Source organism: Nonomuraea sp. IBHARD001, assembly GCF_056106265.1.
In genome coordinates this window covers 658,862-684,387 of sequence record NZ_JBWBBW010000002.1, presented here as the reverse complement: position 1 = coordinate 684,387, position 25,526 = coordinate 658,862, and the positions used below count along the sequence as shown (strand labels likewise).

17 protein-coding genes are annotated in these 25,526 nt (G+C 70.8%); 6 read left to right on the top strand and 11 right to left on the bottom strand.

The annotated features are described in order from the left end of the window. The first annotated feature begins 278 nt into the window (after positions 1 to 278). A complete protein-coding gene (locus ACTWNK_RS05385) occupies positions 279 to 3,704 on the top strand; it encodes a BTAD domain-containing putative transcriptional regulator (protein ID WP_474302400.1) in 3,426 nt (1,141 codons plus the stop codon). A 74-nt stretch (positions 3,705 to 3,778) separates the two neighbouring features. Here ACTWNK_RS05385 and ACTWNK_RS05380 read toward each other — a convergent pair whose 3' ends face one another. The 4 genes from ACTWNK_RS05380 to ACTWNK_RS05365 form a co-directional block, all read right to left on the bottom strand. Beyond that, positions 3,779 to 5,440: a carbohydrate-binding protein gene (locus tag ACTWNK_RS05380; RefSeq protein WP_474302399.1), complete on the bottom strand. Its 1,662-nt coding sequence runs from the start codon at positions 5,438 to 5,440 to the stop codon at positions 3,779 to 3,781. 217 nt (positions 5,441 to 5,657) lie between these two features. Further along, the gene (locus ACTWNK_RS05375; RefSeq protein WP_474302398.1) at positions 5,658 to 6,920 is read right to left on the bottom strand and encodes a sensor histidine kinase; all 1,263 of its coding nucleotides are present in this window, start codon (positions 6,918 to 6,920) and stop codon (positions 5,658 to 5,660) included. Next, positions 6,917 to 7,618: a two-component system response regulator CseB gene (cseB, locus tag ACTWNK_RS05370; protein ID WP_474302397.1), complete on the bottom strand. Its 702-nt coding sequence runs from the start codon at positions 7,616 to 7,618 to the stop codon at positions 6,917 to 6,919. The genes ACTWNK_RS05375 and cseB overlap by 4 nt, the downstream gene beginning before the upstream one ends. 97 nt (positions 7,619 to 7,715) lie before the next feature. Beyond that, positions 7,716 to 8,255, bottom strand: a complete 540-nt coding sequence (locus ACTWNK_RS05365; RefSeq protein WP_474302396.1) for a hypothetical protein — start codon at positions 8,253 to 8,255, stop codon at positions 7,716 to 7,718. 142 nt (positions 8,256 to 8,397) lie between these two features. Between ACTWNK_RS05365 and ACTWNK_RS05360 the strand changes: the two genes are divergently transcribed. Beyond that, positions 8,398 to 8,868: a DUF6194 family protein gene (locus ACTWNK_RS05360; RefSeq protein ID WP_474302395.1), complete on the top strand. Its 471-nt coding sequence runs from the start codon at positions 8,398 to 8,400 to the stop codon at positions 8,866 to 8,868. 58 nt (positions 8,869 to 8,926) lie between these two features. Here ACTWNK_RS05360 and ACTWNK_RS05355 read toward each other — a convergent pair whose 3' ends face one another. From ACTWNK_RS05355 to ACTWNK_RS05340, 4 genes are all read right to left on the bottom strand, one after another. Then, complete coding sequence (locus ACTWNK_RS05355; protein WP_474302394.1) at positions 8,927 to 9,730, bottom strand: hypothetical protein; 804 nt, start codon at positions 9,728 to 9,730, stop codon at positions 8,927 to 8,929. A gap of 214 nt (positions 9,731 to 9,944) precedes the next feature. Then, positions 9,945 to 11,096 carry a DUF418 domain-containing protein gene (locus ACTWNK_RS05350; protein WP_474302393.1) on the bottom strand — a complete coding sequence of 384 codons (1,152 nt, stop codon included), beginning with the start codon at positions 11,094 to 11,096 and terminating at the stop codon, positions 9,945 to 9,947. A gap of 91 nt (positions 11,097 to 11,187) precedes the next feature. Beyond that, positions 11,188 to 11,829 carry a GOLPH3/VPS74 family protein gene (locus ACTWNK_RS05345; protein ID WP_474302392.1) on the bottom strand — a complete coding sequence of 214 codons (642 nt, stop codon included), beginning with the start codon at positions 11,827 to 11,829 and terminating at the stop codon, positions 11,188 to 11,190. 8 nt (positions 11,830 to 11,837) lie between these two features. Further along, positions 11,838 to 13,220 carry an APC family permease gene (locus ACTWNK_RS05340; RefSeq protein WP_474302391.1) on the bottom strand — a complete coding sequence of 461 codons (1,383 nt, stop codon included), beginning with the start codon at positions 13,218 to 13,220 and terminating at the stop codon, positions 11,838 to 11,840. Between the two features lie 550 nt (positions 13,221 to 13,770). Here ACTWNK_RS05340 and ACTWNK_RS05335 point away from each other — a divergent pair. From ACTWNK_RS05335 to ACTWNK_RS05320, 4 genes are all read left to right on the top strand, one after another. After that, the gene (locus tag ACTWNK_RS05335) at positions 13,771 to 14,349 is read left to right on the top strand and encodes a DUF7927 domain-containing protein (RefSeq protein ID WP_474302390.1); all 579 of its coding nucleotides are present in this window, start codon (positions 13,771 to 13,773) and stop codon (positions 14,347 to 14,349) included. Between the two features lie 94 nt (positions 14,350 to 14,443). Next, a complete protein-coding gene (locus ACTWNK_RS05330) occupies positions 14,444 to 17,281 on the top strand; it encodes a DUF7927 domain-containing protein (RefSeq protein WP_474302389.1) in 2,838 nt (945 codons plus the stop codon). A 228-nt stretch (positions 17,282 to 17,509) separates the two neighbouring features. Next, positions 17,510 to 21,166 carry an nSTAND1 domain-containing NTPase gene (locus ACTWNK_RS05325; RefSeq protein ID WP_474302388.1) on the top strand — a complete coding sequence of 1,219 codons (3,657 nt, stop codon included), beginning with the start codon at positions 17,510 to 17,512 and terminating at the stop codon, positions 21,164 to 21,166. A gap of 184 nt (positions 21,167 to 21,350) precedes the next feature. Beyond that, positions 21,351 to 21,848, top strand: a complete 498-nt coding sequence (locus tag ACTWNK_RS05320) for a hypothetical protein (protein WP_474302387.1) — start codon at positions 21,351 to 21,353, stop codon at positions 21,846 to 21,848. Positions 21,849 to 21,857: 9 nt separating this feature from the next. On the opposite strand, the gene ACTWNK_RS05315 is transcribed toward ACTWNK_RS05320, so the two are convergent. From ACTWNK_RS05315 to ACTWNK_RS05305, 3 genes are all read right to left on the bottom strand, one after another. Then, positions 21,858 to 23,132, bottom strand: a complete 1,275-nt coding sequence (locus ACTWNK_RS05315) for a cytochrome P450 (protein ID WP_474302386.1) — start codon at positions 23,130 to 23,132, stop codon at positions 21,858 to 21,860. A 159-nt stretch (positions 23,133 to 23,291) separates the two neighbouring features. After that, positions 23,292 to 24,239 (bottom strand): TerC family protein, encoded by a 948-nt coding sequence (locus tag ACTWNK_RS05310; RefSeq protein WP_474302385.1) that lies wholly within the window; start codon positions 24,237 to 24,239, stop codon positions 23,292 to 23,294. Positions 24,240 to 24,355: 116 nt separating this feature from the next. Then, positions 24,356 to 25,516 carry an acyl-CoA dehydrogenase family protein gene (locus ACTWNK_RS05305; protein WP_474302384.1) on the bottom strand — a complete coding sequence of 387 codons (1,161 nt, stop codon included), beginning with the start codon at positions 25,514 to 25,516 and terminating at the stop codon, positions 24,356 to 24,358. Positions 25,517 to 25,526: the final 10 nt, after the last annotated feature.

The window sequence follows — 25,526 nt, the reverse complement described above, 5'->3', positions numbered from 1 at the left end:
CTACGCATGGTTCGGCTCACTGTGGTTCCTTTCGCAACATCGTCGCCCCCGTGCGATCGGCACGCCGAGCCTATTGCGGGCCCGTGTCAGGAGGCTGGACGACAGCTGGAGGGACAACCCCCTATTAATGCCGTACGGCAGGCCGCTGACCTGCCCGAATACCGATCCCTTGGCTCCAGACCGGCAGAAGTCACCACGATCGGCAGAAACCGGAGGCCGCGGCCGTCTCCAAAGCAGTAGCTTGGCAACGCGATGGGCACACGTGTCAGGGGGGCGTCATGACGCTGGGCGAAGCGCTGCTCGCCTATCGGAAGCGGACGGGCATCACGCAGCAGGAGCTGGCCGGTCGGGCCGGGGTCAGTGTGCGCACACTGCGCGACATCGAGCAGGGGCTGGTCAGACGCCCCCAGGCCCGCTCGGTGCGCAAGGTGGCCGCGGCCGTCGGCCTGTCGGCGGCCGATCTGGAGCTGCTCGGCCTCGGCGAGCCCGCTCCGGAGCAGGCGTTGCGTATCGAGCTGCTGGGACCGCTGACGATCAGGGTGCGCGGCCGTGCCGTCGACCTCAAGCCGCCCATGCAGCGCCGCCTGCTCGGCCTGCTCGCCCTCCAGGCCAACAGCGTCGTCACCCATACCGAGATCGTCGACTTCCTGTGGGGCGAGGAGATACCCGCCGCCTATCTGAACCTGGTGCACACCCACGTCTCACGGCTGCGCAGGTTCTTCGAGGGGACGGGCGCGGGCCCCTCCCCGATCAGCCGTACGGGCGCGGGCTACCGGCTCACGCTCACGGCGGGGCAGAGCGACCTGCTGCACTTCACCGACCTGGTCGGACAGGCCGCCGAGCACCGCGGGGCCGGACGTGCGGAGGAGGCCGAGCGCGCCTACGAGGAGGCGCTGTCGGCCTGGCGCGGGTCCGTGCTCGCCGACCTGACCAGGGACACGCTGCAGCACCCCGTGGTCGTCGCCGTGGCGCAGCAACGCCTGCTCTCGACCCTGGAGTACGCCGACCTGGCGATGCGGGCCGGCCGCCACCAGCAGGCGCTGGAACGGCTGCGCGACCTCGCCGCAGCCGAGCCGCTGCACGAGGGGCTCAACGCGCGGATCCTGCTCGCGCTGGCCGCCTCCGGGCAGCGGGCGGCCGCCCTGCGCGCGTTCGCCGAGCTGCGGCTCAGGCTCAGGGACGACCTCGGCATCGAGCCCGGCCCCGAGCTGCGGGAGGCCTACGACGCGATCTTCCACGAGGAGTCGCCCGCGCCGGGTCCGAGGCCCGTGCTCATGCCCGCGCAGCTCCCGCCGGACATCGCCACCTTCACCGGCCGCGACCTGCAGATCGGCGAGCTGAACTCCTACCTCGCCGCCGCCGACGCGCACCCGACCGCGGCCAGGGTCACCGTGCTCAGCGGCACGGCGGGCGTCGGCAAGTCGGCCCTGGCCGTGCACTGGGCCCACCGGGTGCGCCACCGCTTCACCGACGGCCAGCTCTTCTACAACCTGCACGGCTACTCCGACACCGCGGCCAAGACGGCCGGGGACGCGCTGACCAGCTTCCTGCTGGCGCTCGGGGTGACGGCCGCGGCCGTGCCGCTCGACGTCGAGGCCAGGATCTCGCTGTTCAGGTCGATGACGGCCGAGCGCAGGATGCTGCTCGTGCTCGACAACGTGACCAGCCCCGACCAGGTGCGCCCGCTCATCCCCGCCAACAGGCACAGCGCGGTCGTCGTCACCAGCCGCAACGACCTGTCGGGCCTGAAGGTGCACGACGACGCGCTGATCGTGGAGCTCGGCGTGCTCGGCGACGACGAGGCCCAGGCGCTGCTGGCCAACGTGCTCGGCCCGGCCGTGCACGAGACGCAGGCCGGAGGGCTGGCCGAGCTGGCCCGGCTGTGCGCGAACCTGCCGCTGGCGCTGCGCATCGCGGCGGCCAACATCAGCAGGGGCGTCTACGGCGCGGTGAGCGACTACGTGGCGGCGCTGCGCCAGGGTGACCGGCTGGCCGAACTCGCCATCGAGGGCACCACGAGCACCGCCGTACAGGCCGCGTTCGACCTGTCCTACGCGGCGCTCCCGCCGGGTGCGGCGCGTGTGTTCCGGCTGCTCAGCCTGGTGCCTGGGACCGACTTCCCGACCGAGGCCGTCGCCGCGCTCGGCGGGTGCGCCGTGGACGAGGCCGCCGTGCAGCTGTCCAGGCTGGCCGGAGCCCATCTGGTCGACAGGTCTTCGCTCGGCCGCTACCGCTTCCACGACCTGCTGCGCCTGTACGCCGCCGAACGCGCGGGCGCGCAGGAGAGCCCCCGGGCGATGGCGGCGGCCAGGCAGCGCCTGTACGACTGGTACCTGCTCGGGGTCAGGGCGGCCGTCGCCCAGACCCATCCGCACTGGGCCAGGCTGCCGCTGGGCACGGTGGCCGACGGTGTGCCGCTCGCCTCGTTCACCGACGTGGCCTCGGCCTCCAGGTGGCTGGCCGTCGAGCACCGCAACCTGGTGGCGGCCGTGCACCAGGCGGCCAGGTCCGGTCCGCGGCCGTCGGCGTGGCTGCTCACCGACGCCATGCGCTGCTACTTCTGGGCCAGCGGCAGTATGAACGACTGGTTCTCCTGCGCCCAGACGGCCGTCTCGGTCGCCGGCGAGGAGCAGGACGTGCGAGGCGCGGCCGCCGCCATGCTCTCGCTGGCCGACGCGCACGCCTTCCAGGAGCGCGGCGACGCCCCGGCGCTCTACGCCCAGGCGCTCAGGCTCGCCGACCAGGGCGAGTGGAAGCAGGGCATGTCCTCCATCAGGAACAACCTGGCGGGCACGCACCTGCGTCTGGGCCAGTTGGAGGAGGCCGCCCGCCGCCTGACCGAGGGCATAGCGCTGGACGAGGTCGACGGCGACTCGGCCTGGCTGGGCGTCAAGCACGTCAACCTGGGCGCGGTGTACGCCCAGCTCGGCCGGTTGGACGCCGCCTTCCGCCACCTCACGCTCGCCCTGCCGATGCACCCCGACCCGGACGGCATGATCGCCCTCAATATCGGCGAGGTCTGCTATCTGCTCGGCCGCTACCGCGAGGCGCTCGGCCATCTCGCCCGTGCCCGTGCCCGCAGCCAGGCCGCCGGTTCGCATGCCGTCGAGGTGCCGTGCCTGGTGATCCTCTCGGAGATCGACTGCGACCTGGGCAGGTACGACTCCTCCCTGGTCCTGGCCGAGTGCGCCCTGCTGTGCGGCCGCGACCACGGCGACCGCCTGCTGGAGGCGATGGCGCACAACACGCTCGGCAGGCTGCGCGAGCACACGGGCAGGCATGCCGGGGCCGCCGAGCACTACCGCAGGGCCCTGGAGATGGCCGGGGAGACCCACCTGGTGGTCAGGACCACGGCGCTCATCGGCCTGGCGAACGTGACCCCTGCGGACCGGCCGGGCGAGGCGAGGGCCCTGGCGGAGCAGGCGCTCCAGATCGCCCGCGACCGCTCCTTCCTCCTGCTCGAAGGCCTGGCGCACAACGCGCTGGCCGACATCGCGCACACCGCGGCCGACCCCGCCGAGGCCGTACGGCAGGCCCTGCTCGCGCTGGACATCCACGGCAGGAGCGGCTACCGCTTCGGCGAGGCCCGGACGCTGCGCAGGCTGGGCGAGAGCGGCTCCGGCCCCGAGGCGGAGGCGCACGGGGGCAGGAGCGTGCGACTGCTGCGCGAACTGCTCGACGTCGAGGAGCCCGCGGACAGGTGACCCGCAGACAGACGAAAGGGGGGCGGGTGATCACCCGCCCCCCTCTATCGTGCTGTGTCCGGTTCGATCACGGGTCAGAAGCCCGCGGTGATCCGGGTGAACTCCCACTCGGCCTGCGGGACGCCGCCGCCGTTGACACGGTCGCGGTTGGTCGCCCAGAAGGAGAACCTGGTCAGGCCCTTGGACTTGGCCCAGTCACGGATCTGGGTCCAGATGGCGGGGGTGGTGGTCTCCCCCTGGTCGGACTTGCCGTTCATACCGGAGATGCCCATGTGGGCGTAGGCCACGGCGTCGGTCCAGCCGAAGGCGCTCTTCAGGGCGTTCTTGAGGCCTTCGGAGGCGTTGACGGTGTCCTGGTACATGTTGGTGCCGCTGAAGTTGAACGGCATGATCGTGTAGTTGTCGATCGGCACGTTCAGGGCCTTGGCCTGGTTGACCAGGCGCACGCCCGCCGCGCTCAGCGCCGTCTTGAAGGTGGGGATGGTGACGACGATCTTCACATTCGGGTTGTTCTGACGGACGATCTTCAGACCGTTGAGGATCCGGTCCTGAACGGTGTAGTTCTCGAACTCGTCGGTGTTCTCGATGTCGAAGTCGACGACGGCCGGGCCGTGCGCGTTGATGACCTGCTGCACCGCACCGGCGAAGGCGGCGGGGGTGGAGCAGTTCGGGCCGAGCTTGTTGCCGCTCCAGCCGCCGAAGGAGATCTCGACGCTGCCGCCCTTGGACTTGATCGTGTTGATCGCGGTGGCGTCGGTGCCGCCCGCCAGCGGACGCTGACCGTCCCAGGCCGGGTTGCAGCCGTTCTGCGCGAGGATGAAGGCCATCGTGAAGGACTTGACGCCGGTCGCGTCCATCACGGTGCCCGGGTTGGGCGGGTTGCCCCAGCCCATGTACAGGTACGGGGCGCCGGGAAGCTTGGCCGGGTTCGGGTTGGTGCAGCCCGTGGTGGTGGCGCTCACGTCACGACCGGCGCCCTCGCCGTTGCCGTTGTAGGCCCTGACCGTGTAGGTGTGCGGCTCGCAGGTGCCGAGGTCGGTGATGGTGACCGAGGTCAGCCTGATGTCGGCCCGCCGCACCGCGCCTTCGTACACGCGGTAGCCGTCCACGGTGCCGGTGGCCGCGCCCCAGCTCAGGGCGATGCTGTTGTCGGCGGGGGTGGCCGTGATCGCGCCGGGCTGGCCGGGCACGCCGGTGCCGCCCGTCGTGGTCACGGAGATCGAGGCGCTGTTGGGCGAACGGTTGCCCGCCAGGTCACGGGCGCGGACGCTGTAGGTGTAGGTGGTCGAGGAGGCCAGGCCAGGGTCGGCGTAGGTCAGCCCGGTCACGGTCGTCACCAACTGGGTGCCGCGGTAGACCTCGTAGCCGGTGACGCCGACATTGTCGGTGGAGGCGTCCCAGGCGATCGAGGCGCTGTTGTTGGTCACGCCCGTGCTCCGCAGGTTCGCGGGAGTCGTGGGCGCCTGGGTGTCGGGCGGCGTTCCGGTGGAGACCTTCCACAGGGCCGGAACCCGGTTGGGCTCCCAGCCGGGCAGGGAGGTGTGTCCCTGAATGCATTGGTAGTTGACGCCGTTGTAGGAAACGACGGCGCCCGTGGCATACGCGGTATAGGGGGCCCATTCGGCGGCGGCCGACTGCACGCTCGCCTGCCGGGTGCCGGCGTCGGCCATCGCTGGTACGCCTACTCCTGTCACCAGGACGGCGAGTAGCGCGAGGACGAGGACACGAAATCTCACGTCACACTTCCAGGGGGGTGGGGGGTGTGGGCACTGACAAGCCTGCGACCGTCTCGCGCGCGCGAAGCAGCCGCAGACCGAGGTGCGTTTCCGCCGGGCCTGGCCGCACCGAAGACGTAGGGGCTGGTTGGAGCCCCCGCATCCGTTTTTCCATTAGGAAACTTTCCTAATGGTTTCGGATTGTAAACCTGCCATTGCCCCCCTGCAAGGGCCCAAGTCAGCCCCCGGCCCCATCCTCCCCCGCCACCTGCGCAAGCCGCAGCGTGGCGACCGCGCCACCCCCGGGAGCGTTGGCCAAGGTCAGGGTGGCGGCGATCACCTGAGCCTGCCCGAGCGCGATCGCCAGCCCCAGCCCATGCCCCGTCCCACGCTCCGACGCGCCCGTACGGAAGCGTTGCGGCCCTTCGGCCAGCAGTGCGGCCGGAAACCCGGGCCCCTGGTCGCGTACGGTGACACTCCCCGCGCCCACCTCGACCGTCACGGGCGCACGGCCGTGCCGGTGCGCGTTGATGACCAGGTTGGCGATGATGCGATCGAGGCGGCGCGGGTCGGTCCGCACGACCGGCCTGCCGCTCACCAGGACCTCGGCGGCCAGCCCCGTGCGCCGCACGGTCTCGGCGACGACCTCGCCGAGCGGCACCGGCGTGCTGTCGGCGCGTTCGGCGCCCGCGTCCAGCCTGGAGATCTCCAGCAGGCTCTCCACCAGCGTCCGCAGCACGAGCACACGGTCGCGGACCAGATCGGTCGCCTCGCTCTCGGGCAGCAGTTCGGCCGATGTCATCAGGCCCATCACCGGCGTGCGCAGCTCGTGCGCGACGTCGGCGGTGAAACGCTGCTCGCTCAGCAGCCGTCGTTGCAGCGAGCCCGCCATCGAGTCGACCGCGACCGCGATCTCCCCGATCTCGTCCCGCGTGCCGCCCTTCGTGCCGATCCTGGCGTCCAGGTCGCCGTCGGCGATGCGGCGGGCGGTGTGCGCGACCCGGCGCAGCCTGCGGCTCGGCAGGCCCGCGGCCAACGCGGCGAGCGGGAAGACGACGGCGAGCGCGGCGAGCGCCGCCATCACGATGTGCCGGTCGAGGGCGCGCAGGCTGAGCTCCTCCGGACCCATGGCCATCTGCACGGCCATCATCTCGCCGTCGACCAGGCGGCCCGCCCACATCCAGGGCTCGCCCGCTTTCCTGTCGTCGTACCAGAAGGCGACGTCGTCGAAGGCGGCGCGTACCAGCAGGGCGGGCGGGACGTCGTCCGGCGGCGGGAAGTCCTCGTCGGTCCCGGTCTTCCGGTGGGCGGCGTAGGCCTCTTCGAGCGCCTCGTAGGCGCGGTGCTCGCCGACCGTCATGGTCCAGGCGAAGGTCGAGCGGTGTACGAGCACGCCGACGACGGCGGTCACGGCGCAGGCGGCGACCGCGACGAGGGCGGCGGTCTTCCAGCGGAGGGAGCGCCAGTTCAGCAGCTCGCGCAGCCAGTGGGGCGGCCTCATCGCAGCAGCTTGTAGCCGAAGCCGCGCACCGTCTCGATGCGGTCGGCGCCGATCTTCTTGCGCAGGCGCTGCACGCACAGGTCGACGACCCTGCTGTCGCCGTCCCAGCCGTAGTCCCAGACGTTGCGCAGCAGGACCTGCCGGTCGAGCACGATCCCGGGATTGGCCGCGAACTCCAGCAGCAGCCGCAGCTCGCTCGGCGCCAGGGTGACGGGCTCGCCCGCCCTGTGGACCTCGAGGCCCTGCGGATCGATGCTCAGATCGCCGAAGACGAGCAGCGCGCCGACCGGCTGGACGGGCGCGGGCGGCGTGAACGCGGCCCGGCGCAGCAGTGAGCGGATACGCGCCACCAGCACGGCCGTGTCGACGGGCTTGACCACGTAGTCGTCGGCCCCGGCCTCCAGCCCCGACACCACGTCGAGGGAGTCGCCCCTGGCCGACATCATGAGGATCGGCACGACGCTCGTCTCGCGTACCTTGCGGCACAGGCCGATGCCGTCGAGCGCGGGCAGCATGACGTCGAGCACCAGCAGGTCGTGCCCGCCTTCGCGGAACAGTTCGAGCCCGGTCAGCCCGTCACCCGCGGCCGACACCTCGTAGCCGTAGCGCCGCAGGGTCATGGCGACCGTCTTGCGGATCACCTCGTCGTCTTCCACGAGCAGGAGTGAGGGCACACTCCCACCATCCAAATCAGACATCTCTTCCCAAACTCGACGTACGGCCTGCTGGCGACACTACCCTTCATCCTGCGCCCGGGATGTCTCCATCGCCGCTTGGCCGCGTATCGGCCGTGTATCAGGCCTCGTCCAGTCGCTGGAGGAGGCCGAACACGAATCTGGCCTGGTAGGCCCTGCCCTCGTGGGTGAGGTCGACCGCCCAGTGGTGCGGCGCGCCGCCCTCCCGCTGGACCGCACCGGGGAAGCTGCCCACCACGTCACCCACGACGCACCGCCACGCGACGAGGTCCTCGAACGTCAGCGGCAGCACCCCGGCCGGCCGCACGAACCACTGGTTCCACACCTCTCCCCCGGGACCGAGCACCAGCTCCATCCGCAGCCGGGGCCAGGAGGGCAACTCCCAGCGGGCCACGTCACAGGTGAGGCTGCCGACCTGCCGCTGGGCCGTCTCGACCGGCGGCCCGAGCACCCGCCTGAACATCGCCAGCCCCTTGGGCCCCCTGGCGGAGTAGGCCATCCTGGTCCAAAGGGTCTGCGCCGCCCGCACCTCGGCGCCGGAGGCGCGCATCTCGCGCAGCGCGTCCTCGACCCTGGGCGCGTTGAGGTCGCGCATCCTGTGCATGAGCACCAACTCGAACTGCCGTACGCCGAACGTCATGCTCAGGCATCCTGGCACACCCCGCGACCTGCTTTGAAGGTTTTCCCGCCCGATGACCGGCTTGTCCGGAGAAAAGCCTCAATTAGCAGTTCAATGACACACTTGAAGGGTGGCTTCCCGACCCCGAAAGGCGCTGCCCGTCATGGACGCGGACCAGATGAACACCTACATCAACGACACCTTCGACTCCGTCAGGACGATGGAGCACGCGGGCGACCGGTTCTACCTCTACGACCCGGACGGCGACCTGCCGCCCGAACGCCAGATGCCGTTCGCGACCCTGATGAACGGCGACACCTACGACACCGTCTCCCGGCTGAGCCGTCCCGGCGTCTACCGGCTGAACATCGGACTGACCAAGGCCGGGTACGTCACCCTGTTCGGCCCGGCGCCCACCGAACGCGACGAGGACGGCGTCTTCGTGACCGGGTTCGACCACTCCGTTCTCGACACCGTGATCCCGCATCCGATCTACGCGGGCCAGTTGTGGGCGGCGGTGCTGAACCCGGGCGAGGCGAGCCTGGCCGCCGTGCGGAACCTGCTGGCCGACGCGCACGCCTACGCCGCGCGCAAGCACGCCAACCACGCGCGCAGGAGCCGCCCGACCGGCTGACGAGCGCGACCCGGCCCACCGGGTACGGCGGGCCGGGCGCGCCTCGCCTCTCGCCAGGTCAGGCGCGCAGGGCGCCGATCTTCTTCAGCCACTGGTCGCAGTTGGCGCAGGCACCCCTGTCCTGCCAGCGGGCCGAGGTCTGCTTGCCCGCCCACATGCCGCCCGGGTGCCAGACCATCGCATGGAAGACCAGCGAGCCCTCCGGGATGTTGTTGATCGAGGCGAATGCGGGCACCTGGCTGTGCAGGTAGGACTTCAGCGCGTCGACCTCGGCGCAGGCCTCGATCGGCCACTCCTCGGCCTTGCGCACCCCGGCCAGCAGCGGGGTGATGAGCGCGTGGGTCACGTGGGTGTGCATGTCGGCGCCGCTGTAGCCGGTGTAGACCTGGGCCGGCGCGCCGACGACGGCCAGTCCCGCGATCACCCGGCCGGTGCCCTTGGCGCTCAGCAGCCCGCCCGCGTTGCGCCCGCACTCGCCCTGCGCGGTGCTCCTGGCCCGGTTCCTGGCCTGGTCGATGGCGGCGAGCCGGGCGGCCTCGGCCTGGCGCACCCGCTCGGCCTGATCCTTGCGCTGCTGGTCGGTGACGTAGTAGTCCCACATCCACCGGTCGCTGCCGCCTCCCAGCCAGGCCTGGAAGTTGGCGATGACGGTCGCCTGCGGCGTGCCGGTCGCGAGGAGGCTCTCCATCGCCGAGAGCTTGCTCTGCAGCGCGGTCATGTCGTCCTGGCTGAAGTCCGACTTCGGGGTGTAGGACTTCACGAGCGCCGCGACCTGGGTACGCCGGTGGTAGAACCAGTCTTTGACCGTCTGCAGCGCGTCCGTCGGGGCAGGAATGGGCGTGAAGAACTGGTAGGGCTGCACAGCCGTGTCCTCCTGGAAGGGGTGTCCGGTCCGCCTGGGGACCGTTCCAATGGCGACGAGCAAGCGCGAATGTACGCTGCGATACGGCCTGGATAAATACTTATCCCCTCATCCCACACCGTTCGCCCATAACGGGCACCCGCAACGGGCCGGACGCCGTGATCAAAAGGCGACTCGTCCTGAACATCACCGACAGACCCGTGTGTGCGGCGGCTCAACCGCCCTTGCGATAGGTCACCCGTCGCAGCAGCCATTCGGCCGGGCCCCTCGATCCGGCCCTGCGCATCGTCTCGGCCGCCACCACCGTGACCGCCCACGCGCCGATCGCCAGTGCGGCCGTGGCCGCCGCGCCCAGCCTGCCGCCGAGTGCGGCGCCGTACGGGGACAGCAGGGCGACGAACAGCACCGACTGCAGCAGGTAACAGGTGAGCGAGCGCTGGCCGCAGGCCGCGAGCGCGGTGACGACGGGGCCGCGCCTCGCGCCGATGCGCCGGGCCAGCACGCCGATGAGCGCCGCATAGCCGAGGCCGCCCGTGATGCCGCTCACCACGTGCACGGCGTTGACCGCCATGATCTCGACCGGCACGTGCACGACCAGGAACCCGCCGCCGATCAGCCCGACCGGCAACCCGCCGAGCGTGCCGGCCAGGATGCCCCAGAACGCCACCCGGCCGAGCCCCCTGCCCGCCGTCAGCGCGTCCCTGCGCCCCGCCCACACGCCGACCAGCACCGCGCTGAACACCCCCAGCATCCCGAACGGCGTCATCAGCCACTCCAGCGGCCGCGAGCCCAGCGCCGCCAGCGGATCACTCATCGTGAACGACCAGAAGAACGACCGGTACGGCGTGCCTTCCGGCGTGCTGTAGATCAGTGCGGTGGACACCGCGACGGGCACCAGCCAGAGCGCGGCGAGGACGAGCAGCGTGCGGTCGCGCACGCGCAGCAGCCTGCAGACGGCCAGGCCGATCAGCCCGTACAGACCGAGAATGTCGCCGGAGAACAGCAGCGTGCCGTGCAGTGCGCCGAAGGTGAGCAGGGCCCAGCTGCGCCGCTCCAGGACACGCAGGCCCTGCTCGTCGCTCGTGCGACGCTTCCAGATGCAGACCATGCCGTAGCCGAACAGCGCGGCGAACATCGGGTAGGCCCGCGCGTCCACGACCGTGAGGCTCACCGCGGCCACCACACGGTCGAGCAGATCGTGCTCGACGGTGTGCTGCCTGATGCCGTAGGGCCTGCCGTACAGGTAGATGGCGGAGTTGGCGACGGCGATGAGGGCGAGCATGACCCCTCTGGCCAGGTCGGGGGCGAGCTGACGCTCCCGGTCGCCGAGCGGTCGCAGGCCCTGTGCGTCCAGGGTGCCGGCCATCTTCCCTCCTCAGCTCAAGGGAGGTCGCGCAACGTTTCGATCATCGAATCACGCGATAGGCCGCAAGTCACCCTTACCGGGAAGAAGTACGTCAGCGGAACACGGCCACGGCGGCCTCCCTGACCATCGTGTCGACGAGGGCGACGAGGTCCCTCAGCACCGGCGAGTGCTCGGCCGCGATGCCACGAAGGCGGCCGATGAGCTGGCCGGACGACTGGTCGACATACAGCTCGGCCTCCACCTGCAGCACGGCGACCAGGCCGCACAGCGCGGCACACCTGGCATCGGCCTGGGTACGGCCGTTGGCCGCCGAGCGGACCTTCGCCGAGGCCCGCACGCTGGAGGTGATGTCGGCGAGCTCGTAACGCGTGTAGGGCAGCACGCCGAGACGACGGCTGCTCACGGCCACCAGGATGCCCGAGGCGACCAGCTGCTTACGGGTGCGGTCGTAGATGTCGACCGCGAGTTTCTTGATCCAGAACTCGACGTCCCTGTCGGCGCGGTCCTGAACGATCAAGGTGAGCAGCCCGTCGGCGAGCGCGTCGCCCGTGCGGCTGTGGTCGGTGACCACAGCACGGCCACGGGCGGCGAGGGCGACACGCTCGCTGAGGACCAGCTCGATCAGCACCGCTCCGGCCAGTCCCAGGGCCATCGACGGCTGGTGGATCAGCGGCTTACCGGACTCGTGGTGACACATGAGGAACAGGTCCTGGTAGAGCGGCAGTTGATCCATGGAGCCGGTCACATCCTCTCTTTCATGGCGACCTTCTGCAGGGTCGGGGGCCTGCCGACGGCGTAGAGAAGGCCCAGGACGAGAATGCCGAGGCCGAGCCAGATCAGGCCGACCATCTGCGCCAGGATATTGGCGTTGATCACGACGAAGATCAGGATCGCCATGCCGATGATCGGCGCGATCAGATGTGCCCACAGCTCGGTCGAACGCTGCCTGACGACGTAGTGCACGATGACGGAGATGTGCAGCACGACGAAGGCGACGAGCGCGCCCATGTTGATCAGGCTGCCGAGCAGGCTGACACCGTCCTCGCGCAGCGACATCCACAGGCCGAGCCCGGTCGACAGCACGGCGATGAACACGATGGCGTTGGCGGGCACCGAGTTCTTGACCGAGATCTTGGCCAGGAAGGAGGGCAGCTGCCGGTCACGGGCCATGGCGTACAGCAGGCGCGAGACGGCGACCTGCGCGACGAGGGTGTTGGCGACGCCCCACGAGACGGCGGTCGCGGTCGAGGTGATCTGACGCAGCCACTCCCCGCCCGCGACGGCTGCGGCGTCGTAGAAGGCGGTGCCCTTGTCCTCGGCCAGCAGGGCCGCCGGATCGGGCACCAGCAGCGCGGCCACCCACACCTGCACGACGAACAGCAGTCCCGCCAGGATCAGCGCGATGCGCATGGCCCTGCCGACCTGGGCCGAGCCACCCGTCGACTCCTCCACCAGCATGCTGATGCCGTCGAACCCGAGGAAGGAGAGCACCGCGATCGACACCGCGGCGAAGACGACCTGCCAGGTGAAGGTCTCGGAGTTGAACAGCGGCGTGAGGCTGAAGCCCTGCCCCTTGCCCTGCAGCAGCGCGTAGACACCGGCGAGCACGAAGAGCGCGAGCACCACCAGCTCGGCGATGATCATCACCCTGGTGAGCTTCATCGTCACCCGGGTGCCCCGCAGGTTGATCGCCGTGTTGATGCTCACGAACACGATCACCCAGACCCACACGGGTACGGCGGGCAGCGAGGCGTTCATGGCGATCGAGGCGACCAGGTACAGCAGGCTCGGCACCAGGAGGTAGTCGAGCAGGATGGCCCAGCCGGTCATGAAGCCGACCGGCGCCGCGATGCCACGGCCCGCGTAGTTGTAGACCGATCCGGAGAGCGGGAAGGCCTTGACCATCTGCGCGTAGGACATGGCGGTGAACAGCATCGCCACCACACCCACGATGTATGCCATGACCGGCATACCGCCTGAGGTGAAATACACTGTGCCGAAGATCGCGAAGGGTGCGATCGGCACCATGAACATGAGGCCGTAGTACACCAGATCGGTCAGTCCGATGCCGCGCCGTAACTCCTGTCGGTAACCGAACCGGTCGATGCTCTCCTGTGGGTTCACGACAGCCTCCAGACGTTGTCACTCGCCGATACCCGGGGGGCCGGCCGCAAGCCTGGCCAAGCGGGATGCACACACAGGCGAGCGTTCGATTGGGTGATCCTTCCGTAGCTCTGGGTCGCGTCGCAAGGGTCCGTGCTTGTCGGTGGAAATCCGTTATATCCGGACGAGATGGGGCCCGTGTTATGCCCGAAATCTGACACTTTGAGCGACTTTTTGATCACCTGGAGCGATCTTCACAAGCATGCTCTGACATCTGTGAAGCTTTCTGGCTGGCTGGAGCCCCCACTCGCCTCTCCCCTCACACCCCTCCCATGGTCATGTCACTCTGCGTCACCGATCTCGGCCCTGACGAAAGCCTGCAAGAAACACGGATGTGTAAGCACTGCGCTTCCCTGCGGCCGATCCGGTCGGCGATATGCCGGTATGTCCGTCAGCGAGGCCGTCCCTGCCGACCGGATGTCATCTTCTGCCCAGGTCAGGGGCTTGCCTGCCGTACACAACGGGGACACATCCCGCGATCAGTCGATCTTCGGGGGAAACAGTGAAGCTCTTGACGCAGGGGGCAGGCAGGGCGCTCGGCGCCTGTCTGGTCGCCGCAGTACTCAGCACGGGCGGCGGGCAGCCAGTGAGCGCCGAGGCGGCGCCTTCGGTGCTGGACATCCGCCTGGCCGTCGACAGGACGACGCTCGCGCCGGGCCAGAAGGCCACCTACACGGTCACCGCGGTCAACAAGGGCCCGGCGCCCTTCGTCAACGAGGAGGGCAGCGCCTTCGCCTGGTTCTTCCACGCCTTCGAGGGTGTCGTCGACGACGCGACCTACAACGACGACATCGCGGCCACCACCGGCGTGGCCGCCGTCCAGCCCAGGGACGGCAAGGACGGCCTGCTCTGGGAGGGGCCGCTCGCGGTCGGCGAGAGCGTGACCGTGACGTTCTCCTTCACCGCGCGCTCCCCTGCTCCCCAGAGCGCGGACAAGAAGATGATCAGCACGATCGTCTCCTCGACCAAGGACAACAACTGCGGCGACCCGCGCCCGCCGGTGCCGCCGATCGGCCCGGCCCAGCGGACGGCGGCCGGACGCGCCCCGGCCGCGTGCACGACGACCGTGACGGTCACGACGGCGCCCTGACGGCCCGCGAAGACACCGGACGCTCCCCCCGATCAGATCCGATCGACAAGAAAGCACAGGTACCGCAGTGCGGGGGAAGACCTTGTGGTGTGGGGTGCTGAGCGCCTCACTCCTCTACGCGTCCTTGGGGACGCCGACGGCTCATGCCGAGCCCGTCCAACCGGAACGCCGGATCGCGATCGAGGCCGGGCCAGGCGCCGACTGGAGGCCCGAGTCGCAGCAGGCGGCCACGCGGGCCCTGCGTGCGCAACTACCCTTCACCCAGCGCTATGTCGACACCTACAGAGGCGCCATCGCCAAGGCGGGCAACGCGGTGACGACCTGCTACCCGCCCGCCTCCACCGACTGCCTGGCCTACCGGGACGGCGCGGGCAACAACGGCATCGCCGCGACGTTCGTCGACGTCGACGGCGACGCCGCCACCTTCAACTCCAGCACGGCCGACCTCACCATCCCGCCGGGCGCCGACATCCAGATCGCCAGGCTGTACTGGGGCGGCAGGCAGCAGACCCTGAACGAGACGCCCGGCCTGCCCGCGGGCAACAACCTCGCACCCGACTTCACCGCGAACAACCAGGTACGGCTGAAGGTGCCCGGCGGCTCCTACGAGACCGTCACCGCACTGCCCGCCGACATCGGCGACACCCCGCACATCAACCCGGCCGACAGCCCCGGCCTCATGTACGGCGCGTCGGCCGATGTGACCGCCCAGGTCAAGGCGGCGGGCACGGGCACGTACACGGTGGCCGACCTGCAGACCGCGCGGGGCTTCGACAGCCTGGGCGCGTTCGGCGGCTGGAGCGTCGTGGTGGCCTACAAGCTGGAGAGCGAACCGCTGCGCAACATCTCCTTCTTCGACGGGTTCGTGGCGCAGTTCCTCAACGCACCCGACACGACGATCAACATCAGCGGCTTCCAGACGCCGATCAACGGCGCCGTCAACGGCCGTCTCGGCTCGATCGCCTATGACGGCGACTTCGACCTCATCGGCGACTCGATGCTGGTGCAGACCACCAACGGGCCGCTCACCACACTGTCGGACGCGGCCAACCCGGCCGACAACTTCTTCAACTCCTCCATCTCGACGGGCGGCGTGCGCGACACCGACCGCGACCCGGCGTACTTCAACACGCTGGGCTACGACACCGACTTCGAGAACGCCTCCTCCGCCTTCCGCAACGACGACACCTCGGCGGCGGTCACGTTCAGGACGGTGGGCGACACCTACTTCCCGCACGCGCTGTACACGCAGATCGACCTGAACGAGCCCGAGGTCACCCTCACCAAGACCGCCCAGGTCGTCGGCGGCGGCTCCGCGCAGCCCGGCGCCGAGGTCGAGTACACGATCACCGCGACCAGCGAGGGACCGGACGACGCGATCGACGTCGTGCTCACCGACCCGATCCCGGCCAACACCACCTACGTGCCAGGCAGCCTCACCGTCGCCTCCGGCCCCAACAGCGGCGCCAAGACCGACGCGGCAGGCGACGACCAGGGCGACTTCGGGGCGGGCACGGTGACCTTCAGACTGGGCACGGGCGCGACGGCCTCGGCCGGAGGCAGGCTGGTGCCAAGCGAGAGCACGAGCATGACCTTCCGGGTGAAGCTGGAGGAGGCCTCGGCCGGGACCACGGTCGTCAACACCGCCACCGCCGCCTACACCGGTAACGACTTTCCCGCCGACCCCACCACCGTCCAGGCCACGGCCAGGACACCGGTGGCCGACATCGTCATCGTCAAGACGGCCTCGCCCGCGAACCCGATGCCCGGCGGCAAGGTCACCTACACCGTCAAGGTCACCAACCCCTCGACGGCCGCCTACACCGGGGTGAACTTCAGCGACGACCTGACCAACGTGCTGAACGCCACCGCCGTCTACAACAACGACCAGAGCGCCACCTCCGGCACCGTGAGCTACGCCGAGCCGATCGTGTCCTGGACCGGCGACGTGCCGGGCGGCGCCACGGTCACCGTGACCTACTCCGTCACCGTCGACGACCCGCCGACCGGCGACCTGCTGCTGAAGAACCTCGTCACCTCGACCACACCGGGCAACAACTGCCCGCCGCCCACGCCCGGCGACGCGCGGTGCACGGTCGAACTGAAGGTGCCCAGGCTCATCGTGCGCAAGTCCGCGACCCCGGACAACCCCAAGGCCGGGCAGAAGGTCTCCTACACGGTGACGATCCAGAACGTCGGGGCCGACGCCGTCGCCGGGGCCACCATGACCGACGACCTGACCGGCGTGCTCGACGACGCCGTGTTCAACAACGACCAGAGCGCCGACATCGGCACCGCCTCCTACACCGAGCCGACCGTCTCCTGGACCGGCGACCTGGAGACCGGCGCGACCGCGACGATCACCTACTCGGTCACCGTGCGCAAGCCGCTGAGCGGCGACCTTCGCATGCGCAATGTCGTACGGGTGCCGCAGTCCAACTGCGCCGGCGGGGCCAAGCCGGAGTGCCGTACCGAGCAGAACATCGTCAGGCCACCGGTGCGCGACGTCCACGTGCACAAGCAGGTGAGCGTCAAGAAGAAGCCCGGCCCCGGCTCGACCCTGCGCTACCGGCTCACCGTCGTCAACCGGGGCGCCTCGGCGCAGCGGGTCTCGCTCAAGGACGACCTGACCCGTGTGCTCGACGACTCCCGCTTCAACCGCGACCTCAAGGTGAACGTCGGCACCCTGTCGTTCCAGCGCCCGTTCCTCATCTGGGAGGCCACTTTGGCGCCGGGCAAGAAGGCGGTCATCACGTACTCGGTGACGGTGTTCAAGAAGCGCGCGGGCGACATGACGCTGCACAACCCGGTCACCGTCGAGGGCTCCAACTGCCGCACGGGCAGCAAGGACCCGAAGTGCCGGACCAAGGTGAAGATCAAGATCCCTCATGAGAAGAAGACCCTCAAGACGATCACGCGCTACGAGCGCTGACGATCCGGACGTCTGACGGGCCGGGGGGCGATCTCGCCCTCCGGCCCGTCGCGTGGGTGACACCGATCGGTTGCCCGCGTCCGGGTCGGCCCCCGCCTCAGCCCCGGCCTTGGACGCAACCGTCACGATCATGTGTAGTCGCCCCCCGTTTGTTTGGCAGGTCCCCGGCCGACGGCGAACAATGACATGTCGCCAAATATCGTGCCAAGCCAGGGGCTGGGAGGGATCGTGGGCCGCAGCGAGAGCCCGCTGGACCCCGAGGCGGGACCGGCGCAACGTTTCGCCTCCGAGCTCCGCGCCCTGCGCAAGAAGGCGGGCGGCCCCACCTATCGCGAGCTCGCCGCCGCGACCGGCTACTCGGTCACGACGCTCTCCCAGGCCGCGGCGGGCGAGCGCCTCGGCTCGCTGCCCGTCGTCCTCGCCTACGCGGTGGCCTGCGGCGGCGACGCCGGCACATGGGAGGCACGCTGGCGCGAGACCTCGGAGCAGACGCTACGGCCCCGGTCCCCGGGAGCGGACGACGCCAAGGCGCCCTACCGGGGTCTCGCCTCCTACGACACCGGCGACCAGGACCGCTTCTTCGGGCGCGAACGCGTCGTCGGGCAGCTGCTCGACCTGGTCAGGCGCAGCCGGTTCGCCGCCGTGTTCGGCGCCTCGGGGTCGGGCAAGACCTCGCTGCTGCGTGCCGGCCTGGTGCCCGCCGTCGCCTCCGGGCGGCTCGGCTCGCCGGTGCCCGGGGTCCGGGTCGTCACGCCGGGCGAGCATCCGATGCGCGAGCACGTCGACCTGCTCGGCGACGGGCAGCCGGGCCTGCTGGTCGTCGACCAGTTCGAGGAGGTGTTCACGCTGTGCGCACAGGCCGAGCGCACGGCCTTCGTCGACCGGTTGCTCACGCCCGGCCCGACACGGGTGGTCGTCGCCGTGCGGGCCGACTTCTACGGGCGTTGCGCCGAGCACCGTGCGCTGAGCGACGCCCTGCGTACCTCCGGGCTGCTGGTCGGCCCGATGAACCGGGAGGAACTGCGCGAGGCCGTCGTCGGGCCCGCCGTGGCCGCCGGTCTCATCGTCGAACGGGCGTTGAGCGCGCGCATCCTCGACGACGTCGACGGGGAGCCGGGCGCACTGCCGCTGATGTCGCACGCCCTGCTGGAGACCTGGCGCCGCCGCCGCGCCAGGCTGCTCACCCTCGACGGCTACGAACGGGCCGGAGGCGTGCACGGCGCGATCGCCGCGACCGCCGAACAGGTGTACTCGACGCTCTCGCCCGGCCAGGCGGCGCATGCCAGACGCATCGTGCTGCGCCTGATCAGTCCGGGTTCGGGGGCCTCCGGCTCGGACGCGCCCGACACCAGGAGGCCCGCCCACCGCGACGAGCTGGAGTCCTGCGGCTCGCCCGACAGTGCGCTCGTGATCGCGAGGCTGGCCGGGGCCAGGCTGGTGACCTTGCACGAGGACACCGTCGAGATCGCGCACGAGGCGCTCATCGCCTCCTGGCCCCGGCTGCGGGAGTGGATCGAGCAGGAGCGCGAGCTGCTCAGGCTGCAGCGGCGCCTCACTCAGGCGACCGCCGCCTGGCAGGAGCTCGGCCGCCCCGCCGACGCGCTCTACCAGGGCACCCGCCTGGCCTCGGCCCACGCCCTGCTGACCGGACCCGACGAGCTGACCCCCGCCGAGCACGCCTTCCTCGCGGCCTCACAACGCGCGGCCGAGCAGGCCGTACGGGCGGGCAGGCGGCGGGCGGAGCTGGCCAGGGCGGCGGTGGCCGCACTGGTCGTGCTGGCGCTGACCGCCTCGGTCGCGGCCGTGCTCGCCGTCAGGGCGGCACGCGAGGCCGAGGCGCAGGGTGCCCAGGTGCTCTCGCGGCTGCTGACGATGCGCGGCGAAGGGCTGGCCGCCTCCGACCCCGTCGTGTCCGGACTGCTGGCCGTCACCGCCTGGCGTATCGCGCCCACACAGGAGGCCAGGTACCAGATGCTCAACGCCCTGGCCTCGGCCGCGCACGGCGTGCTCGCCGGGCACACGGGGCCGATCACCTCGGTCGCCTTCAGCCCGGACGGCACGACCGTGGCCACGGCCAGCGAGGACGGCACCGCCAGGCTGTGGAACGCGGGCACGCGCCATCCGATCGGCGTCCCGCTCGCCGGGCACAGCGGTCCCGTCGACGCGGTCGCCTTCAGCCCGGACGGGCGCGTGCTCGCCACCGGAGGCGCCGACGGCGTCAGGCTCTGGGACCTGGCCACCCGCCGCCTCGACGGAGCGCCGCTGAGGGGCCACAAGGGCGGGGTGCGCTCGCTGGCCTACGCGCCCGACGGACGCACGCTGGCCACCGGCGGGCGCGACGGCGTCGTCATACGCTGGTCGACCGCAACCCGCGAGCCGGTCGGCGAGCCGCTCACCGGGCACAGGGGCGCGGTCAGCGCGCTCGTGTACAGCACGTCCGGAGCCGTGCTCGCCTCGGGCGACTCCCGGCGCGCCCGGCTGTGGGACCCGGCGACAGGCCGAGCGCTCGGCTCGCTGGACGGGCACACCGGCCGGGTGAACTCCATCGCGTTCGCCTTCGACGAGAGCATCGTCGCCACCGCGAGCGACGACGGCGCCGTACGGCTGTGGGACGCCCTCACTCGCCGTCCTCGTGGCAAGCCCATGACCGGTCACGGCGGCCCGGTCAACGCCGTGCTGTTCAGGGGCACGGACATGCTGGCCTCGGCAGGCGGCGACGCGAGCGTCCTGCTGTGGAAGGGCGGCACGCACGAGGCGTTCGAGGCCCCGCTGACCGGGGACGGAAGCGCGATCAACGCCCTGGCCGCGAGCCCCGACGGCCGCATGCTCGTCACCGCGGGCGAGGGCGGCGTCGCACGCCTGTGGGAGCGCCGCACCCGCCGTGCGATCGAGGCCGCGTACCTGCAGCCGGGCCATCTCGTCACCGCGATGGCGTTCGACCGCCGGGGCGTCCTGCTGGCCACGGCGGGCACGGACGGCGCGGTGCGCCTGTGGGGCGCGACCACGAGACGACCGGCCGGTCGGCCGCTGCTCGGCCACACCGGCAGGGTCAACGCCCTCGCCTACTCACCCGACGGCCTCGTCCTGGCCACCGCGGGCGACGACTCCACCGTCAGGCTCTGGGACACCGCCACCCACCGCCCGATCGGCCCTCCGCTCACCGGCCACACCGGTCCCGTCAACACCCTCGCCTTCAGCCCCGACGGCCGGACCCTGGCCACCGGAGGCGACGACTCCACCGCCAGGTTCTGGGACACCGCCACCCACCGCCCGATCGGCGCCGCCCTCACCGGCCACACCGGACCGGTCAACACCCTCGCCTTCAGCCCCGACGGCCGTACCCTCGCCACCGGCGACGACGGCGGGCAACTGCGCCTGTGGGACGCCGCCGCACGCCGGCTCGCCGGAGCCCCGCTCGTCGGCCATCACCGCGCGATCACCGCACTCGCCTACGCCCCCGACGGCGCGAGCGTCGTCACCGCCGGAGGCGACGGCGCCCGCCTGTGGGACACCGCCGGGCATCGGGCCAAGGAACCGCCGTTGAGCGCCCACACGGGACAGGTGCACGACGTGGCCTTCCTGCCCGGCGGCTCCACCTTCGCCACGGCCGTCGACGAGGGCACGCTGCTGTGGGACGGCGGCACCCACCGCATGATCGGCACCCGCCTGACCGGCCACACCGGCCCGGTCGTCGCGCTGGCCTTCGGCCCCGACGGCCGTACCCTCGCCACCTCGGGCGCCGACCGGTCGATCAACCTCTGGACGGTGTCCCTCCCGGCCGACCTCGTCCCGGCCGTGTGCGCCATGGCAGGCCGCTCGCTCACCCCTCAGGAATGGCGGCAACACATACCGGAACGCCCCTACCGGCGTAGCTGCCCCGGCTGAACCCGGCGCGGACCCGGGCAGCGCTACCGCCCGGAGGACGACTGGATGAAGGGCGTCTCCCGCAAGCTCTGACGACTCGCCGTACCGTCACGGGAGTCTTGACAACGCTCACGGCGATGCGAAAGAACCGGCTAAGGGCCAGGCGTCGGCGCCACGCCCGACGACCGAGCACGGGAGTTGCGCCATGACGGAGTGGAGGGCGGGAGCCGATCTCCGCCGTGCGCTGGGGCTGCCGCTCGTGATCGCCCTGCTCGTGGGGCTCGGCACCTATCTGACGGTGTCCGACCAGGCCGAACGCGAGAGCGCCGGACGCGTGCAGGTCGAGGCCAGGTTGCTGCGCCAGCTCCCGGCCGAGGGCGGCGGGATGAGCCTGTGGGCCAAGACGTTCGACGCCGAGTGGATGACGCCCGGCGGTGCGGCGGGCAGCGGGCAACTCGTCGCCGCCCAGAGCGCCAGGCCGGGCGGCACGATCCTCATCTGGGCCGAGCGCGACACCGGCGAGATGACCGCCGCGCCCCTGTCGCCCGGCGGTGTCGTCGCCCGTGCCTGCGCGGTCGCCATCATGACCGCCTTCGGCTGCGCCGCCTTCGCGGTACGGCGGCGCGCCCGGATGAGCGCGGGCGGCGAGATCGAGGCGCAGTGGCAGCGGGTCGCGCCCGAGTGGAGACGCCGCTACCTGTGAGACCTGCCGTCAGGCCCGGCAGCCGAGCCGTTTGACGCCGTTGATGAAGTACGAGACCAGGTAGTCGGGCTCGCCGGTGGAACGCAGGTCGGGCATGCGGGTGAACAGCTCGCGCAGCATGAGGCGGATCTCCTGTCTGGCCAGGTGCGCGCCGAGGCAGAAGTGCGGTCCGGGGCCGCCGAAGCTGAGGTGGTCGTGCGACTCCCTGGTGAGGTCGAACGTCTCGGGGTCGGGGAAGACGCTCTCGTCGTGGTTGCCCGACAGGTAGATGAGGGAGGCCTTCTCGCCCGCGCGCAGCAGATGGCCGTTCAGCATGTGGTCCTTGGTGAGCGTGCGGCGCATCTGCAGGGCGGGCGGCTCGATCCGCAGGATCTCCTCGACGGCGGCGCGCTGGTGGCGTTCGAAGTCCGACAGCAGGAGTTCGCGCTGCTCGGGGTGGTCGGTGAGCAGCTTGAGCCCGTGCGAGAGGGCGTGGCGTGTGGTCTCGTTGCCCGCGATGACGAGCAGGATGAAGAACGAGCCGACCTCCCTCCTGGTCAGCCGCTCGCCGTCGACGTTGGCGGTGACGAGGGCCGAGACGAGGTCGTCGAGCGGCTCGCGCGTCCTGGCCTTGGCCACGCCCATCGCCATGCGGTGCAGTGCGGTCAGCGAGCGGTAGATACGGCCGATCATCCTGGCCGACGACAGGGTGCCTACGCCGACGTCGCCGCCGAAGTACTCGGGGTCGAGCCCGGCCAGCACGACCGCGGTGTGCGCGGCGACCTCGGCCCGCCTGGACTCGGGGATGCCCATCATCGAGCAGATGATCGCGATGGGCAGCGGCTCGGCGACCTCGGCGACGAAGTCACCCCCGCCCTTGGCGGCCAGGGCTGCCGCCAGGCGTCGTGCGGTGGCCTCGATGTCGGCCTCGATGCGGGCCAGCATGCGCGGGCTGAACGCCCGGGAGACGATACGGCGGAGCTTGGCGTGCCTGGGGTCGTCCAGGTTGATCAGCGAGCCGAGGTAGGGGGCCAGGACGGCGGGCAGTTCGGGCAGGACGATGGCGTTGGGCTCGCTGCTGAACACCTGGGGCAGGCGGCTGGCCTCGGCGATGTCGGCATGCCGGACCAGGGCGTGGAATCCGGCGCCGCTGCGGACGAGGGGGATCTTGGGCGTGGCGTAGAAGCGGGGCCTGCCGAGGCGGCGCAGGGCGGCGAGGCCGTCACGCTGGGTACGGCGAGGCAACTTCCAGAAGGCGATGTCGGACAGGTCGGGCATCGGGCGTACGGCGTGGTCCATGGGCATCTCTCCGTTGGCGTGGGGGCCGAAGAGGGGGAGAGCCCCGCAGGAACTCCCCCACCGTCGCGCTCTGTACACAACAGTAGATCGCCCATGCCGGTGACCAGCAGTGACTCGGCAGCCATGCCTAGCTGACCAGCCGGATGTAAACGCAGCGTGACCCCCTCAGCCCGTCCTGCGCCTGCCCCGCAGCAGGGCGGGCACCAGAGCGGGCCTGGCCCTGGCCACACTGACCAGAGCGACCGTCCCGAAGGCCACAACGACGACGCCGAGCCACACCCCGACCGGCACGTCGGGCACCCGCCAGTCCTGGGCGTGCGCCGCCAGCAACAGATGCCTGACCCCGACCAGCGCCAACACCACGGCCAGTGCCAGATCCAGGTGCACCAGCCGCGCCATCAGCGCCCGCAGCACGAAGTGCAGCTGCCGCAGGATCAGCAACGCGAAACAAGCGGCCACCACGATGAGGTACGGCTCCCGCGTCAGCCCCAGCAACGCGGCCATCGAGTCCGCCGAGCAGACCAGGTCGACGACGGCGAGCCCGGCCAGGACCACCACACCGGACAGCGCCGTCCAGCGCCTGCCCCCTTGACGCCCGCCGGGCCCGGTCAGCAGGCGCAGCACGCGGATCGCCGAGTTGTGCGTGCCTTCGGCCGTCGAGATCTCCCCCTTGCGGGCCAGCTTCCACGCCACCAGGAACAGCGCGCCCGCCAGCAGGAAGCCCGGCCAGGCGAACCTGGCCAGCACCTCGAGCCCGGCGAAGGCCACACACGCGCGCAGCAGCAGGCCGAGCAGGATGCCGCCGAGCAGGATGCGGTACTGCCGCTCTTCGGGCACGCCGAGCCTGGTCACGATCAGCCCGAACGCCACCAGGTTGTCCAGCCCGAGCGCGCACTCCACCAGCGTCGCCGACAGGAACTCGGCGGCGTGCCCGGCCCCTGAGGCGGTCAGCACGCCGAGCCCGAACACCAGCGCCATGCCGCCGTAGAGGCCGACGCCGATGAGCACGCCGCGCTCGGTGGCGTTGGGCCCGCCCACGAGGATGAAGTCGGCCAGCGCCACCAGCACCAGGCAGACCGCGCTGAAGGCCCATACCCATCCCGGCACGTCCACGCAGCCTCCCTCACGATGAGCCACGACAGGTGACTCTCAGCAAGAGCTGACGTCGGTGTGCCATCGCGGTCAAGGCGGCGTTTCGGTCACCGGAATCCAGGAGAAACCTGGTCTCCCTAATACAGCCGGGCCGCTCCCAGCCGGTCAAGGCAGACCTCGGCGCTCCACGGGAGCATGGTGGAGCCGAGCCTGGCGTCGCGGTACATACGCTCCAGCGGAAGGTGCTTGAGCATCGACTGCCCGCCGCACACGCGGATGGCGAGGGCGGCGACCTCGGGGGCGGTCTCCATGGCGGTGAGCGTGGCGCTCCACGCGGTGACCAGGTGCTCCTCCGACGGATCGAGGCTCATGCAGTCGGCCGCCTGGTAGAGCAGGGCGCGCGAGCGTTCGTGCATGAGCTGCATCTGCGCCCAGCCGAACTGCTTCTGCGGCAGGTCCCTGCGCGTGCCCGAAGGCGCGCCGGGCACCTCGCCCCGCAGGTAGCGCCTGGTGAAGTCGAGGATGCCCCCGGTGAGCCCGAGATAGGAGGGCGCCAGCGACATGAACAGGAACGGGAAGCGCCGGGCCGCCTGGTCGTAGGCGCCGGGCGGCAGCCACTCGTTGGCGGCGGGCACGAAGGCGTCCTTGAAGATCAGCGTGCGCGAGACGGTGCCGCGCATGCCGAGCGGGTCCCACGAGCCGACGATCTCCACCCCTTCGGCGTCGGCGGGCACGCCGAGCAGGCGGATGAAGTCCTCGCCCTCGACCTGGCAGGTGATGTTGTAGAAGTGCGCGGCGCCCGACAGCGATGCGAAGATCTTGCGACCGGTCACCAGGTAGCCGCCTTCGACGGGCACGGCCCTGGTGGCGACGCCCGCGGTGGCGCCGGGATTGAGTCCTTCGGAGAACGGCTGGCTGTGGATCCTGCCCTCCTCGACCATGCCCCGGTACAGCTCGGCCCGGCGCTTGTCGTGCGTCTCGCGGTCGCCGGGCGCGAGGTCGAGCAGATCGGCGACCTCGCCGGTCCACAGGGTGGTCGCGGTGTGCATGTTGAAGGTGAGCGCGGTGGCGCCGCAGTGCCTGCCGATCTCCTCCGACACCCGGACGTAGTCGGCGAACGACGCGCCGAGCCCGCCGTGCTCGACGGGCACGCACAGGCCGAGGTAGCCGAGTCTGCGCAGGTCGTCGAAGTTCTCGTGCGGGAAGGTCGCGTCGCGGTCGTAGCGTACGGCGCGCTCGGCGAAGGCGGGGCCGAGTTCGGCCACGCGTGCGACCAGCTCGCCTCGGTCTGGCGACATTGTTGTCTCC